Origin of the sequence: Pseudocitrobacter sp. 73, from assembly GCF_008369545.1 — a bacterium.
Taxonomy (GTDB): Bacteria; Pseudomonadota; Gammaproteobacteria; order Enterobacterales; family Enterobacteriaceae; genus Pseudocitrobacter; species Pseudocitrobacter vendiensis.
The window spans coordinates 87,120-102,623 of sequence record NZ_VTZO01000012.1 but is presented as its reverse complement, the minus strand read 5'-3'; the positions used below and the strand labels follow the sequence as shown (position 1 = coordinate 102,623).

Annotated in this window: 11 protein-coding genes; 5 read left to right on the top strand and 6 right to left on the bottom strand. The window is 53.8% G+C overall.

Features of this window, described 5'->3' with window-relative positions; translation table 11 throughout:
* Positions 1–110: 110 nt before the first annotated feature.
* The 4 genes from iutA to betI form a co-directional block, all read right to left on the bottom strand.
* A complete protein-coding gene (gene iutA, locus F0Q32_RS14175; RefSeq protein ID WP_149463590.1) occupies positions 111–2,312 on the bottom strand; it encodes a ferric aerobactin receptor IutA in 2,202 nt (733 codons plus the stop codon).
* Between the two features lie 588 nt (positions 2,313–2,900).
* Positions 2,901–4,574 (bottom strand): choline dehydrogenase, encoded by a 1,674-nt coding sequence (gene betA, locus F0Q32_RS14165; RefSeq protein WP_149463588.1) that lies wholly within the window; start codon positions 4,572–4,574, stop codon positions 2,901–2,903.
* Positions 4,575–4,587: 13 nt separating this feature from the next.
* A complete protein-coding gene (betB, locus tag F0Q32_RS14160) occupies positions 4,588–6,060 on the bottom strand; it encodes a betaine-aldehyde dehydrogenase (RefSeq protein ID WP_149463587.1) in 1,473 nt (490 codons plus the stop codon).
* Between the two features lie 13 nt (positions 6,061–6,073).
* On the bottom strand, positions 6,074–6,661 hold the full coding sequence (gene betI, locus F0Q32_RS14155; protein WP_001355152.1) for a transcriptional regulator BetI: 588 nt from the start codon (positions 6,659–6,661) through the stop codon (positions 6,074–6,076).
* Between the two features lie 128 nt (positions 6,662–6,789).
* Here betI and betT point away from each other — a divergent pair, with 128 nt between their 5' ends.
* The 4 genes from betT to arsC all read left to right on the top strand — a co-directional run bounded on the left by betT (position 6,790) and on the right by arsC (position 11,120).
* The gene (gene betT / locus F0Q32_RS14150; RefSeq protein WP_149463586.1) at positions 6,790–8,823 is read left to right on the top strand and encodes a choline BCCT transporter BetT; all 2,034 of its coding nucleotides are present in this window, start codon (positions 6,790–6,792) and stop codon (positions 8,821–8,823) included.
* Positions 8,824–8,997: 174 nt separating this feature from the next.
* The gene (locus F0Q32_RS14145; RefSeq protein WP_149463585.1) at positions 8,998–9,336 is read left to right on the top strand and encodes a metalloregulator ArsR/SmtB family transcription factor; all 339 of its coding nucleotides are present in this window, start codon (positions 8,998–9,000) and stop codon (positions 9,334–9,336) included.
* A gap of 53 nt (positions 9,337–9,389) precedes the next feature.
* The gene (locus F0Q32_RS14140; protein ID WP_149463584.1) at positions 9,390–10,679 is read left to right on the top strand and encodes an arsenic transporter; all 1,290 of its coding nucleotides are present in this window, start codon (positions 9,390–9,392) and stop codon (positions 10,677–10,679) included.
* Positions 10,680–10,691: 12 nt separating this feature from the next.
* Positions 10,692–11,120 (top strand): glutaredoxin-dependent arsenate reductase, encoded by a 429-nt coding sequence (gene arsC, locus F0Q32_RS14135; protein ID WP_149463583.1) that lies wholly within the window; start codon positions 10,692–10,694, stop codon positions 11,118–11,120.
* Between the two features lie 108 nt (positions 11,121–11,228).
* Here the strand turns inward: arsC and F0Q32_RS14130 are convergent, their stop codons facing one another.
* Complete coding sequence (locus F0Q32_RS14130; protein WP_149463582.1) at positions 11,229–12,113, bottom strand: SDR family oxidoreductase; 885 nt, start codon at positions 12,111–12,113, stop codon at positions 11,229–11,231.
* Between the two features lie 176 nt (positions 12,114–12,289).
* The gene (locus tag F0Q32_RS14125; protein WP_149463581.1) at positions 12,290–13,489 is read right to left on the bottom strand and encodes an L-dopachrome tautomerase-related protein; all 1,200 of its coding nucleotides are present in this window, start codon (positions 13,487–13,489) and stop codon (positions 12,290–12,292) included.
* A 390-nt stretch (positions 13,490–13,879) separates the two neighbouring features.
* On the opposite strand from F0Q32_RS14125, the gene F0Q32_RS14120 reads away from it, so the two are divergent.
* Complete coding sequence (locus F0Q32_RS14120; protein ID WP_149463580.1) at positions 13,880–15,433, top strand: peptide MFS transporter; 1,554 nt, start codon at positions 13,880–13,882, stop codon at positions 15,431–15,433.
* Positions 15,434–15,504 lie beyond the last annotated feature (71 nt).

Here is a 15,504-nt window from a genome sequence, read left to right as displayed (position 1 = left end):
TCGTTACGCGCCTTCTTTGTCGCTTCAGAAATGCGTCCCTCAGCCCTGTATAGTCATCTTCGCCTGAAGATATCACCTACCCGGCAGACGCCGGGCAGGCAAAAATTGACTTAAAATAGTAGCGAGTAACTCACACCAAACGTCCGCCCACGACCTTTATAATCGTAGAGTGACGCCGGGCCATATCCCGGGCTGTAGTAGAGTGGCGCGCGCTGACCCCAAACGGTGGTGTAATCACGATCGAAAAGATTCTCCACGCTGAAACTGAGTTTACCCAACGGGAGTTCATAACTACCGAGCAGATCAACGGTGGTGTAACCCTCAATTTTTTCCCCCTGATCGTCGCTCACGTCAAAGGAGGTGGTGCTTTGAACTCGCACGCTCCAGGGTTCGGGGGCCCAACCAATGTAGGCTGTCGCTTTTGATGGACTTGCGACTTTAACATCGTACTTTTCCCAACTCCCGTTTACTTTGGACTCCGTTTTCAGCACGTTGAAGTTCGCGCCAGTACTCCAGTCGGAATTCGGGATAAAGTAGTCGATCGCGCCTTCTACACCGTAAATACGGCGTTTGTCATCGACCACGCTTATGGTCAGATCCTTATTCGCCTGCACGCTCTTATCAGAAATCGAGTAGTAAGCCGCAATTTGCGTGCGCAGGTTATCGCCCGTAAAGCGCCAGCCCAGTTCATAGGAGTCGACCTTCACGCCTTCCAGTTCACTGTCGTCTACATTCACGCTATTGATAAGCGGAAGATGCCCGTCTACTGCGGTTCCATAAGTACCGCGCCCGTAATATTTACCGGGATCAGGCAGTTCCACGCCCTGAGAGAAGTTAAACCACGCCTGCTGCCGTTCGGTCAGGTGAACCAGTAGACCCGCATTAAACAGGAAGTTGTCATAATCCACCGAGCCGCCGGGGATCGCATCAGCAGACTGTGCCTTCCCGGCAGCAATCTGCTGCTGCTGTGCATAGCCGATGAAATCATCAATCTTATTCTCCGTATACTGATAGCGAACGCCGCCGCTGAGTGTGAAGATATCGTTGATGTCGTAGCTCGATTGCAGGAAGGCTGCCAGGTTGGTGATGTCATACCCAGGATAGCGTCCGGTCGTATAAATACGGTTATTATTCATCCCGCCAGACGCATTTGCCTGTGCCAGATCGAAAAACATCTGGTTAGAAGTAAAGCGTTCGTGATCCGCATCCAGCCCGTAGGTGAGCTGCAAGCCGTCCAGCGGTTGGCTGTTCAACGTAAGCTTTGCACCGTACTGGTCCGTGTCCTGCTGCGATGAAGAGAACGCGGTCGCCTGTTTATTGGCATTTACGGTCGGGAATGGATAGAACTTCAGCGACTCATCGCGATAATAGACCTGGCCGACTAACTCCTGACCGAGGAAGTCGCTGTTGGAATATTGCAGACTAATAAGGTGACGTTCTGTTCCAGGAATACGATCTGAACTCAGGCCGCTGCTGACGTAAGGTTTACTGGTGCCGCTAATTGCTGAAAAATCTTTGCCGAGATTCAACCCATAATCGTCGTCACCCTGGCTTTTATAATATTGAGTGATCAACTGAAGTTGTTGGGTATCGTCTATGCTCAGCGTACCGGTGCCCATCACATCCAGTCGGTCAGAATATTGCAGCCCTGTTTGGGTGTTATCGAGTAATGTCGCGTCGCCATTGCCATCAAACCAGCCGCCAAATTTTTGCCAGGCCACCGAGGCGCGCCCTGAGATGCGATCGTTCCCGCCCGAAATAGCGCTGGCAATACGTTCATCGTGATCTTTACTGCTGTTAAAGCCGCTCTTTATCCCGGTCTCAAACTCCATTTGTGTTTCCGGTTGGCCTTTCTTCGTTACGATATTAATAAGGCCGCCAGTACTGCCGCCCCCATAGAGCGCGGTGGCGCCGGAGATGACTTCAACGTGGTCGATATTGAAAGGATCAATTGAGTCCAGCTGGCGGCTGTCAGTGCGCGATGAGTTTAAACGTACGCCATCAATCAGCACGACCAGTGGACGGCCACGCACATTCATACCGTAATTGGTACGACTCTGGCTGCTCACGTCCAGCCCGGGGATCAACTGCGCCAGCGCATCTTTCAGTTCTTTACCGCCCTGAATCTGCTGCTCGAGTTCGGCGTTTTCAATCACCCAGGTCGTTTGGGCCATTTCTGCGACTGTTCGGTTCGCGCGGTTGGCGGAAACGACTAACGTGTCGTCGGCAGTCTGTTGTGCTACAGCGGGGGCCATGATGGCGAGCAGCAGCGGGTTGAGGGTCCAGAGTATCTGTTTTTTGGCTATCATCATTATTCCTTCACGCGGGCAAAAATACCTGCCCAAAGAGACCAGTAGCGAGTGGATGGTGCAGTTGATGGCTGCGGTTTTTGCCTGTTAACGCTGCGTCATGGGAGAAGCCCAGGCAATGTATGAGAATGAGTAAATCGCGTGGGCTGGCGAGGGTTCGAGCGGAGCGCCAGGCCCTGATGCCGGACGGAAGCTGGCCAATAACCCGGTGACGCCGTTGGGCTTTTATCGTGTGTAATAATCAGTAGGGAAGGGGCGCGTTCGCTGAAGTGCGATGTTGTCGTTTCACGAACAGGCTCGTTCAGAGAGCGCTGTAAAACGTTTCTCCGTGTGAGCATGTTCATGGGCAAAGTCATCATCAGGCAGATTCCATATCATGTGATAATGCGAATTTTGCCGATAGCGTTTCTCATTATCAATACCAATTGTTAGTATTGGTAAAAATAATTTTACAAATAAACACAATATGTGAACGTTTACGCAATCTTTTGCGGCGGAGAGTATTGCCGCTCGGTTAAAAAGACTATCAGATGATCGCCAAGGGGGGGACGTCTTAAAGGGAGGGTGTAAGCACGTCCTTGTGCTCAGGTCTCAGGCAAATGAGCGTTTCACTGGCATCCCATTCGCCACAAAATACGCCGCCAGACTCTTCGGCAACGCTTCTCGTCCGCGAATCATATCCGCCATTTTCTCACCAATCATAATGGTCGTGGCGTTCAGATTGCCGGTGATAATCTGCGGCATAATTGACGCATCGACTACGCGTAATCCTTCCAGCCCGTGCACGCGGCCTTCGCCATCCACAACGGACATCTCGTCGTACCCCATTTTGCACGTACCGCATGGGTGGAAGGCGGTTTCGGCGTGATTGCGCACAAACTCATCGAGCTGCTCATCCGTCTGGCATTCCGCGCCGGGGCTGATTTCACGTCCACGGTATTGATCCAGCGCCGGTTGATGCATGATCTCGCGGGTGATGCGAATCGCGTCGCGGAACTCCTGCCAGTCCTGTTCGTGCGACATGTAGTTAAACAAAATCGCCGGATGCTGGTGCGGGTCGCGGGATTTAATCCGCACATGCCCACGGCTTGGCGAGCGCATCGATCCGACATGGCACTGGAAGCCGTGCTCTTTCACTGCGTTCGAGCCGTTATAGTTAATCGCCACTGGCAGGAAATGGTACTGAATGTTCGGCCACGCAAATTCCTCACGGCTGCGAATAAATCCGCCTGCTTCAAAGTGGTTGCTGGCACCAACGCCGGTGCCGCCAAACAGCCATTCCGCACCGATTTTCGGCTGATTCCACCACTGCAGGGCAGGGTAGAGGGAAACCGGTTCTTTGCACTCATATTGCAGATACATCTCCAGGTGATCCTGAAGATTTTCGCCGACGCCAGGTAATTCATGCACCAGCGGAATATCAAACTCCGCCAGCAGTCCAGCGTTGCCGACGCCGGAGCGTTGCAGGATCTGCGGTGAAGCAATCGCGCCTGCACATAACAGCACTTCTTTTTTCGCCGCCGCGCGGGTCGGAATGGTGCTGTCGCCTTCCAGCCACTCGACGCCCACCGCGCGTTTGCCGTCAAAAATGATGTGATCGGTCATGGCGTGAGTTCGAATAGTCAGGTTCGGGCGCGATTTGGCCTGATCGAGATAACCCCGCGCGGTGCTGGCGCGACGGCCCTGTGGCGTGACGGTGCGGTCCATCGGGCCGAAACCTTCCTGCTGATACCCGTTAAGGTCGTCCGTGCGCGGATAACCGGCCTGCACGCCCGCCTCAATCATTGCTTCAAACAGCGGATTGACACCAGGTTTTGAGGTGGTCACGCTTACCGGGCCATCACCGCCGTGGTAGTCGTTCTCGCCCACATCGCGCGTCTCGGCCTTGCGGTAGTAGGGCAGGCAGTCGAGGTAGCTCCAGTTCTCCAGACCGGGTTCTTTCGCCCAGTTATCGAGATCCAGTGCGTTACCACGGATGTAACACATGCCGTTGATCAGTGATGATCCACCAAGCCCTTTGCCGCGTCCGCACTCCATGCGACGGTTGTTCATAAACGGTTCGGGTTCCGTCTCATAGGCCCAGTTATAGCGTTTACCCTGTAGCGGGAACGCCAGCGCAGCGGGCATTTGGGTACGGAAGTCAAAGCGATAGTCCGGGCCGCCCGCTTCAAGCAGCAGCACGGTAGTGTTCGGATCTTCAGTCAGACGTGTCGCGAGGACGTTGCCGGCAGAGCCGGCACCAATAATGATGTAGTCAAATTGCAAATAAACCTCCTGGTTAGAATATGGACTGGAATTTAGCCATCTCAACCTGGATGGACTTCACCTGGGTGTAACTCTGGAGCGTCATCACGCCGTTCTCGCGGCCAATGCCGGAGTGTTTGTAACCGCCAACGGGCATCTCCGCCGGGGATTCGCCCCAGGTGTTGATCCAGCAAATGCCGGCTTCCAGCTGATGAATGACGCGATGCGCGCGGTTCAGGTCCGCCGTCACGATGCCCGCCGCCAGGCCGTAGTCGGTATCATTGGCGCGGCGAATCACTTCGTCCTCAGATTCATAAGTGAGAAGCGACATCACCGGACCGAAGATCTCTTCGCGCACGATGGTCATTTCGTCGCGGCAATCGGTGAACACGGTCGGTGCAACCCATGCGCCGTTATCGAAGCCATCGCCTTTCAATACATCGCCGCCGCACAGTACGCGCGCGCCTTCCTCTTTGCCTTTGGCGATGTAACGCAGCACTTTATCGCGATGCGGGAAGCTGACCAGCGGGCCAAAATTGGTTTGAGGGTCGAAAACGTCGCCCGCGCGAATGCGTTCAACGCGCGTGAGAATCTTTTGCTCAAATGCGACTTTGCATTTCGCCGGAACGAACACGCGGGTGCCGTTGGTACACACTTGGCCGGAGCTGAAGAAGTTCGCCATCATGGCGATATCGGCGGCGAGATCGAGATCCGCATCGTCGAAAACGATCAGCGGCGATTTACCGCCCAGCTCCATGGTCACTTCTTTCAGGGAAGAGGCCGCCGCGTTAGCCATCACCTTTTTGCCGCTGGCGACGCCGCCGGTAAATGACACTTTGGCGATGCCCGGATGCTCGGTCAGATACTGCCCGGTTTCCGCACCTACGCCCGGCAGCACGTTAAATACGCCGTCCGGCAGGCCCGCTTCGCTGTAAATTTCGGCCAGCTTTAACGCGGTAAGCGGGGTAATTTCGCTCGGTTTGAATATCATCGCGTTGCCTGCGGCCAGTGCCGCAGCGGATTTCCACAAAGCAATCTGAATCGGGTAGTTCCATGCGCCAATTCCGGCGACCACGCCCAGCGGTTCACGGCGGGTATAAACAAACGACGTTTCGCGTAGCGGGATCTGGCTGCCTTCCAGCGCCGGGATCAGCCCGGCGTAGTACTCCAGTACGTCCGCGCCGGTAACGATATCGACGGTTGAGGTTTCTGAATACGCCTTCCCGGTGTCGAGGGTTTCCAGTTTAGCGAGTTCGTCATTGCGTTCGCGCAGAATATCAACGGCCCGACGCAGAATGCGCGAGCGTTCCATGGCGGTCATCGCCGCCCAGATTTTTTGCCCTTGTTGGGCACTCTTCACGGCGCGATCGACATCTTCGCGCCCGGCGGCCTGCACGGTTGCCAGCACGTTACCGTTGGCCGGGTTAATGGTCTCGAAGGTGCGACCGCTGGTGGCGGAGGAATAACCACCATGTATATAAAGTTGCTGTTCTGCCATTCGGGACATCACGTCTCCTCGGTTAATCGGTGGGTAAATGCTGAGTAATAAAGTGACGGGTCAGCGAGTGTGCGAGAGGTTTATCCAGCGGTTTACCGCTCAATGCCGCGCGCAGCCATAAACCGTCAATCAGCGCGGCCAGGCCATAACCTGCCTCCTGTGCCTCTTTGCGCGGTAACTCGCGGTGAAATTCGCTCACCAGATTCGACAACAAGCGGCGGCTGCTCACCTGCTGCAAACGGTAAAGCATCGGCTGATGCATACTGCTGGCCCAAAACGCCAGCCAGGCTTTCATCGCAGCATTACTGACCTGAGTCTCATCGAAATTTCCGTCAACAATCGCCTGTAATCGCTGCTCAGGGCTGCCATCCGGTAGCGCGTGTAAGCGGTTCAAGACCGCGTCACGCAGCTGGCTGGTGATATCACGCATGGTTGCTTCCAGCAGACCATTTTTATCTTTGAAATAATGGCTAATGATCCCGGTGGAAACGCCCGCCCGGCGGGCGATCTGCGCGATCGTCGCATCGTGCATACCGACTTCATTTATTGCTTCCAGCGTGGCGTCGATCAGTTGTCTGCGCCGGATCGACTGCATCCCCAATTTGGGCATTTTTGCCACTCCATTCATCAGCGTTGTTTATACATTAAAGCGGTTTTTGATTGGACGTTCAATATAAAATGTGTCTTAATTGTTGCGGATTTTGTTTTTAATAGTTACAAAAACAGTGGGGATACTGGATGACAGACCTTTCACACAGCAGAGAAAAGGACAAAATCAATCCGGTGGTGTTTTACACCTCCGCCGGACTGATTTTGTTGTTTTCCCTGTCGACGATCCTGTTTCGCGACTTCTCGGCCTTGTGGATTGGCCGCACGCTGGACTGGGTTTCTAAAACTTTTGGTTGGTACTATCTGTTAGCGGCAACGCTCTATATTGTCTTTGTGGTCTGCATTGCCTGTTCGCGCTTTGGTTCGGTAAAACTTGGGCCTGAGCAGTCTAAGCCAGAGTTCAGTTTACTGAGCTGGGCGGCGATGCTGTTCGCCGCCGGGATTGGTATTGATCTGATGTTCTTCTCCGTTGCTGAGCCGGTCACGCAGTATATGCAGCCGCCGGAAGGGGCAGGGCAGACGATGGAGGCGGCGCGTCAGGCGATGGTCTGGACGCTGTTCCACTACGGCTTAACCGGCTGGTCGATGTATGCGCTGATGGGCATGGCGCTCGGATACTTCAGCTATCGTTATAATTTGCCGCTCACGATCCGCTCGGCGCTGTATCCGATTTTCGGTAAACGGATCAACGGGCCGATTGGTCACTCGGTGGATATTGCAGCGGTAATCGGCACCATCTTCGGGATTGCCACCACGCTCGGCATTGGCGTGGTGCAGCTTAACTATGGCCTGAGCGTACTGTTTGATATTCCGGATTCAATGGCGGCGAAAGCGGCGCTGATCGCGCTGTCGGTGATCATCGCGACTATCTCGGTGACATCCGGTGTCGACAAAGGCATTCGCGTATTGTCTGAACTCAATGTCGCACTGGCGCTGGGGCTGATCCTGTTCGTGCTGTTTATGGGCGACACCTCGTTCCTGCTCAATGCGCTGGTGCTGAACGTCGGCGATTACGTCAACCGCTTTATGGGCATGACGCTCAACAGTTTCGCCTTTGACCGCCCGGTTGAGTGGATGAATAACTGGACGCTCTTTTTCTGGGCATGGTGGGTGGCCTGGTCGCCGTTTGTCGGCCTGTTCCTGGCGCGTATCTCGCGTGGGCGCACCATTCGCCAGTTCGTGCTGGGGACGTTGATTATTCCGTTTACCTTCACGCTGTTATGGCTCTCGGTGTTCGGCAATAGCGCGCTGTATGAAATCATCCACGGCGGCGCGGCATTTGCCGAGGAAGCGATGGTCCATCCGGAGCGCGGCTTCTACAGCCTGTTGGCGCAGTATCCGGCATTTACCTTTAGCGCCTCGGTTGCCACCATTACGGGTCTGCTGTTCTATGTAACTTCGGCGGATTCCGGGGCGCTGGTGCTGGGGAATTTCACCTCGCAGCTTAAAGATATCAACAGCGACGCGCCGGGCTGGCTGCGTGTCTTCTGGTCGGTGGCGATTGGTCTGCTGACGCTCGGTATGTTAATGACCAACGGAATATCCGCGCTGCAAAACACCACGGTCATCATGGGGCTGCCGTTCAGCTTTGTGATTTTCTTCGTGATGGCGGGATTGTATAAATCTCTGAAGGTAGAAGATTACCGCCGTGAAAGTGCCAACCGTGATACCGCACCGCGACCGCTGGGGCTTCAGGATCGCCTGAGCTGGAAAAAGCGTCTCTCGCGCCTGATGAACTACCCTGGAACGCGTTACACCAAACAGATGATGGAGACGGTCTGTTACCCGGCGATGGAAGAAGTGGCGCAGGAACTGCGACTGCGCGGTGCGTACGTCGAGCTAAAAAGCCTGCCGCCGGAAGAGGGCGAACATCTGGGGCATCTGGATTTGCTGGTGCATATGGGCGAAGAGCAAAACTTTGTCTATCAGATTTGGCCACGGCAATACTCAGTGCCGGGCTTTACCTACCGCGCACGTAGCGGGAAATCGACCTACTACCGGCTGGAAACGTTCTTACTGGAAGGCAGCCAGGGTAACGATCTGATGGACTACAGCAAAGAGCAGGTGATCACCGATATTCTCGATCAGTACGAGCGGCATCTGAACTTTATCCATCTCCATCGTGAAGCGCCGGGTAATAGCGTGATGTTCCCGGATGTGTGAATAAAAAAGCAGGATCATCCGATCCTGCTTTTTTGTCGGGTGGCGCTGCGCTTACCCGACCTACGGATTATCTGCGGTCCGTGAGGCAGACCACCAACAGATCTGATTTTCCATATGTGTGTTGATTTTATTTCCCGTGCGCGTACTCTTATCGGCAATTATCCCGGAGGCACGATGTCACTTACATCCCTTGAGCTTTTCAAAAACCTCTCAGATCACACCCGCTTGAACATTGTGCTTCTTCTTCGTGAAACGGGCGAACTCTGCGTCTGCGATCTCTGCGCTGCGCTGGAACAATCACAGCCGAAAATCTCCCGTCATCTGGCTATGCTGCGTGAAAGCGGTTTGTTGCTGGACCGCAAACAGGGGAAATGGGTGCACTATCGTCTCTCGCCCCATATTCCCGCGTGGGCGGCGCAGGTGATTGAGCATGCCTGGTCAAGCCAGCGCGACGACCTACAACGCATGGCCCAAAAGCTGGATGCTAACGGCGATAAGGCAAGCTGTTGCTAAAAATTTAACTTAACATATCTGTTTTTTCATATGTATTTATTCAGGGAGGTTGTATGTTACTGGCGGGAGCGATTTTTGTCCTGACCATTATTTTGGTTATCTGGCAGCCGAAAGGGTTGGGCATTGGCTGGAGCGCAACGCTTGGTGCGGTGCTGGCGCTGGGGTTTGGCGTGGTGCATTTTGATGATATTCCGGTGGTATGGAATATCGTCTGGAACGCGACGGCGACCTTTATCGCAGTGATTATCATCAGCCTGCTGCTGGATGAGTCGGGCTTCTTTGAATGGGCCGCACTGCATGTATCGCGCTGGGGCAAGGGGCGCGGGCGTCTGTTATTCACCTATATCGTGCTGCTCGGCGCGGCGGTGGCGGCGCTATTCGCCAATGATGGCGCGGCATTAATACTCACGCCTATCGTTATTGCTATGTTGCTGGCGCTCGGGTTCAGCAAAAGTACGACACTGGCATTTGTGATGGCTGCAGGTTTTATCGCTGATACCGCCAGTTTGCCGTTGATCGTCTCTAACCTGGTCAACATCGTTTCCGCCGATTTCTTCCACCTGGGCTTTAGCGACTATGCTTCGGTGATGGTACCGGTCGATATCGCCGCCATTGCCGCCACGCTTGTGATGCTACATCTGTTCTTTCGCAAAGATATTCCGGCTACCTATGATCTTGAACGCCTGAAAGAACCCGCGAAAGCGATTAAAGACGTCGCGACGTTCCGCACGGGGTGGGTCGTTCTGCTTTTGCTGCTGGCGGGTTTTTTTGTGCTGGAGCCGATGGGCATTCCCGTCAGCGCCATTGCGGCCGTTGGGGCGTTAATTCTTCTCGCGGTGGCGAAAAAGGGCCATGCGATTAATACCGGAAAAGTGCTGCGCGGCGCGCCGTGGCAAATCGTGATTTTCTCGCTGGGCATGTATCTGGTGGTCTACGGCTTACGTAACGCGGGGCTGACGGAATACCTTTCTGGCGTATTGAATGTGCTGGCGAATAATGGCCTTTGGGCGGCAACGCTTGGAACAGGTTTTCTGACCGCGTTCCTCTCCTCGGTGATGAACAATATGCCGACGGTGCTGGTCGGTGCGCTTTCTATTGATGGCAGTAGCGCATCCGGTGTCATTAAAGAGGCGATGATTTACGCCCACGTCATTGGTTGCGATCTGGGGCCAAAAATTACCCCCATTGGCAGCCTGGCGACGCTGCTTTGGCTGCACGTTCTTTCGCAAAAAAATATGACGATTAGCTGGGGCTATTATTTCCGCGTCGGGATTATCATGACGTTGCCAGTGCTGTTTGTTACCTTGTCCGCATTGGCATTACGTCTCTCACTCACACTGTAACGAGATACTGAAATGAGCAATATCATCATTTATCACAACCCGGCCTGCGGCACGTCGCGTAATACGCTGGAGATGATCCGTAATAGCGGCACAGAGCCAACCGTTATTCTTTATCTCGAGAATCCCCCTTCGCGTGATGAGCTGAGCAAACTGATTGCCGATATGGGTATCTCCGCGCGGGCGCTGTTACGCCAAAATGTGGAGCCCTATGAAACGTTGGGTTTGGCAGATGAAAGCTTTACTGATGCTGAACTTATGACGTTCATGCTGCAATACCCTATTTTAATCAATCGCCCGATCGTGGTGACTCCGCTGGGAACGCGCCTGTGCCGCCCGTCCGAAACGGTGCTGGATATTTTGCCGGATGCGCAGAAACACGCATTCACTAAAGAGGATGGTGAAAAGGTGGTCGATGAACAGGGTAAGCGCCTGAACCCCTGAATCGTCCGGTTGTGTCGGGTGGCGCTTATTGTAGGGTGGCGCTGCGCTTACTCGACCTACGGATTATCTGCGGTCCGTAGGCCTGATAAGCACAGCGCCATCAGGCAATTACAATGTTCCGGTGCCGCCATCTGAACACCAAACTTGCCCGGAAGCATACGAACACTCGTCGGATGCAAACAACACATACAGCGGCGCAATTTCCACCGGCTGCCCCGGGCGGCCCAGCGGAGAGTCTGCACCGAACTGCTCGACTTTTTCCTGCGGCTGCCCGCCGCTGGTTTGCAATACCGACCAGTACGGCCCGGGCGCTACCGCATTAACCCGTATCCCACGAGGCCCTAATTGCTTAGCCAGCGATTTGGTCAGTGCCACCAGGCACGCTTTGGTTTGCGCATAATCAACCAGGATTGGGCTGGGTTTGTACGCCTGGACGGATGTGGTATTGATGATAGACGCGCCCGCCTTCAGGTGACGAAGTGCGGCTTTGGTCAGCCAGAAAGCCGCGTAAACGTTGGTTTTGAATGTGGCGTCAAACGCTTCGGTGGTGAGATCTTCCAGCGATTCACAATACTGCTGTCGCCCGGCGTTGTTCACCAGAATATCCAGTTTACCCAGTTGCTCTACCGTCTGTTCGATCAGCGAATGACAGAAATTTTCATCCCGCAAATCACCCGGGATCGCCACCGCGTTAACCCCTTCCGCTTTCATGACCTCAATGACGCTTTTGGCATCAGACTCTTCTTCCGGCAGATAATTAATGACGACATTCGCGCCTTCTCGGGCGTAAGCAATGGCTACCGCGCGTCCAATCCCGGAATCACCCCCGGTGATTAATGCACATTTATCCTTCAGACGACCGCTGCCGCGATAACTCTTTTCGCCATGATCGGGCTCCGGGATCATTTTTGAATCCAGACCAGGCGGCTGCTGAGTTTGCGTCTGAAAAGGAGGACGTGGGAATTGAGGGTTGAGTGTGTCGCGATCGGCCATAAATATCTCCTCGCATAATACTTCATGAATGATGTATGTGAGCTGCTCCTTGATAGCAGTACATAAATAACCAGAACTATTAAGCCTATATGAAATCGTTTCAGCAGATATTTAATTGAGATTTTTCTTTGAATCGCAGGTGATATTTAAGCCCCTGCCAGAGGGGCTTAAGAAGATTAATGTGTGCTTACTGGAGCGGCGTCGATTTTAATTCTTAACAGCGAATAGGGTTTCTGGCGCATATCTTTACCCTGATGGAATCCGGGTTGACGATGCAATTGGTTTACCGTGAAGTAGAGATAGCCATCATGCCCGACAGAAAGCGTATCCGGCCACAGAATTTGCGGGCCATGGGCGATGGTTTGCCAGGTACCGTCTTTATCCATTTTACGGATGGCGTTGCGTTCATAATCGCCAGCATAAACCGCCCCGTTAGCATCGCTTTCGAGACCATCTGACGCGCCTTTTTCACCCAGATCCTGCACTGCTGCGGATAATTGCGCCTCGGTAATAGTCGGGTCGCGCAGTAATTCTGTTGAAATGGCATACAGATGGCGCCCTGACAGCGGGCAGTAATAAAGTGTTTTTCCATCCGCGGAAAGGGCAATACCATCCGACGCTACGCTAAATGGCGCGGTAGTACCGTCCGGATGACGCTGAAGCAGCGTTTCACCCTCAACAACCGGCACGAAACCTTTTTCAGGGGAGGTTGAACGATCGCCCGTTAAACGGCGCATCGCTTTGCCGGAATCCAGGTCCACGATAATAATTCCCCCCGTTCCGGATAACGAAGAGTCAGTAATATAAGCGACGCCTGCCTTACCAACACGATAATCAAAACGTACATCATTGATATAGGTTGCGGGCAGAATGACATCAGAATGCAAGACGATCGTTTTAACAATTTTATTGCTCTGTAAATCAATCGCGACAAGTTTCGCACCGCCTTCAACCGGTTTTGAAAATCCGGGGGCAGCTGTATCCAGGACCCACAGTTTTCCCTGACCATCGGCCACGACGCTCTGCACACTCAAGAAATGCTCACCAGGGCGGGCATTATCCGCTTTATTTACTGCGGCATCCGGATAAGCAACCGCTTTGCCGTTTTTGATTTCGGCAACGGTGAAGGGCACATCGTCTCCCCAGCGCGGGAAATTGACAAAAATACGCCCGGTTTCGGTCACGGTGACGCCTGTGGGCATTGCGCCTGTGAATGTTGCGACGACCTCAGGGTGCCCAATAGCGCGATCGGAAGGGAGTTGCGCCAGAGACGTAGATACCGGTACAGACGCGGCGGATGTGCCAAAGGGGGCTGTAACGGAGGCAAAGGTGATTGCCAGTGCGATGAGGGTTTTACGTGATTGAAGGTTATTCATTTTTCCTGCCTGCATAGATTCAGTTGTGACATAACAAACAGGAGAGTAGAGCGTTATTGAAGGAAGAAAAATCCCTCGAAACGAACAGGACTTACATTAAAAAAGCGAAAATACCCGGAATAATCACCCGGAAAATGGATGTACCCCGGCGGTTTATCCCAGACGATGTCAATAAAATAACGATATGTCGTGACATAAAATCTTTAAAACTAGACAGTTGTCGAGTTTTTATCTTAAAGTTTTGTGTTCTCAGCCGGACAAAATTAGTATCCGGTTGCTAAATGGTTAAATAATATTTTGCCTTATGTAAATGACTGACCCGTCTGATAAAGGGCCAGCGTGCATGACGGCGCTTGCAAGCAAGACAACACACCTCTTTTGGGAGAATCTATGCGTTCCTCTGTGAATAATACTGAAAGCCGAACTTTCTTCGGTCATCCTTATCCGCTCGGCTCACTCTTCTTTACGGAGATGTGGGAGCGTTTCTCGTTTTACGGTATTCGCCCGCTGCTGATTCTGTTTATGGCGGCAACCGTTTATGACGGCGGGATGGGGCTGGCGCGTGAAAACGCTTCCGCTATTGTGGGGATCTTCGCCGGGACCATGTACCTGGCGGCACTGCCGGGCGGCTGGCTGGCGGATAACTGGCTTGGTCAGCAAAAAGCAGTCTGGTATGGCTCGATTCTGATCGCGCTGGGTCACCTCTCCATCGCGCTGTCGGCGTTTATGGGGAACAACCTGTTCTTTATCGGCCTGATGTTTATCGTACTGGGTTCCGGCCTGTTCAAAACCTGTATCTCGGTGATGGTCGGCACGCTGTATAAAAAGGGTGATGCGCGTCGTGACGGCGGCTTCTCGCTGTTTTATATGGGCATCAACATGGGCTCGTTTATCGCGCCGCTGATTTCCGGCTGGCTGATTAAGTCACACGGCTGGCACTGGGGCTTTGGTATCGGGGGCATCGGGATGCTGGTGGCGCTGATTATCTTCCGCGTCTTTGCCGTGCCGTCGATGAAGCGTTATGACAGCGAAGTGGGTCTCGACTCCACCTGGAATAACCCGGTAGCGAAGAAAAATGGTGTAGGCGCGTGGTTGCTGGCGCTGGCTGTTGGTGTGGCAATTATCATTACCCTGATTGCGCAAGGCGTCATTGTTATTAATCCGGTCGCGGTCGCCAGCGTGCTGGTGTACGTCATTGCCGCGTCGGTCGCACTCTACTTTATCTATCTGTTTGTCTTTGCCGGCCTGAACCGTAAAGAGCGCGCGCGTCTGCTGGTGTGCTTTATTCTGCTGGTTTCCGCCGCGTTCTTCTGGTCAGCCTTCGAGCAGAAACCGACCTCGTTCAACCTGTTTGCCAACGACTACACCAACCGCATGATCGGCGATTTCGAAATCCCGGCGGTATGGTTCCAGTCAATCAATGCCCTGTTTATCATCCTGCTGGCTCCGGTATTTAGCTGGGCATGGCCGATGCTGGCGCGCAAAAACATCCGTCCGGGCAGTATCACCAAGTTTGTGATTGGTATTCTGTGTGCGGCTGCAGGCTTTGGCCTGATGATGCTGGCGGCGCAGAACGTGCTGAGCAACGGCGGGGCGGGTGTATCGCCTTTCTGGCTGGTAGGCAGTATTCTGATGCTGACGCTGGGTGAACTCTGTCTGAGCCCGATTGGCCTGGCGACCATGACTCTGCTGGCACCGGAAAGAATGCGCGGCCAGATGATGGGGCTGTGGTTCTGTGCCAGTGCGCTGGGTAACCTCGCGGCGGGCCTGATTGGCGGTCATGTGAAGGCCGACCAGCTTGATATGCTGCCAGACCTCTTTGCACGCTGCTCTATCGCGCTGCTGATTTGTGCGGCGGTTCTGATGGTGCTGATCGTGCCAGTACGCCGTATGCTGGCGAATACTCAAGCGCCAAATGAGCAGAAACCAGTAACCAACGCGTAACTATGTCTCTTTGAAAATCGGCGTGTAAGCGCCGATTTTTTTTATTGCAGATGAAAGAACAGTTGCGTCCG

Coding starts and splice junctions, on each gene's coding strand:
- F0Q32_RS14130 (WP_149463582.1), bottom strand. CDS start 12,113: ATGGCCGATCGCGACACACTCAACCCTCAATTCCCACGTCCTCCTTTT.
- F0Q32_RS14140 (WP_149463584.1), top strand. CDS start 9,390: ATGTTACTGGCGGGAGCGATTTTTGTCCTGACCATTATTTTGGTTATC.
- F0Q32_RS14120 (WP_149463580.1), top strand. CDS start 13,880: ATGCGTTCCTCTGTGAATAATACTGAAAGCCGAACTTTCTTCGGTCAT.
- betB (WP_149463587.1), bottom strand. CDS start 6,060: ATGTCCCGAATGGCAGAACAGCAACTTTATATACATGGTGGTTATTCC.
- betT (WP_149463586.1), top strand. CDS start 6,790: ATGACAGACCTTTCACACAGCAGAGAAAAGGACAAAATCAATCCGGTG.
- F0Q32_RS14145 (WP_149463585.1), top strand. CDS start 8,998: ATGTCACTTACATCCCTTGAGCTTTTCAAAAACCTCTCAGATCACACC.
- iutA (WP_149463590.1), bottom strand. CDS start 2,312: ATGATGATAGCCAAAAAACAGATACTCTGGACCCTCAACCCGCTGCTG.
- arsC (WP_149463583.1), top strand. CDS start 10,692: ATGAGCAATATCATCATTTATCACAACCCGGCCTGCGGCACGTCGCGT.
- betI (WP_001355152.1), bottom strand. CDS start 6,661: ATGCCCAAATTGGGGATGCAGTCGATCCGGCGCAGACAACTGATCGAC.
- F0Q32_RS14125 (WP_149463581.1), bottom strand. CDS start 13,489: ATGAATAACCTTCAATCACGTAAAACCCTCATCGCACTGGCAATCACC.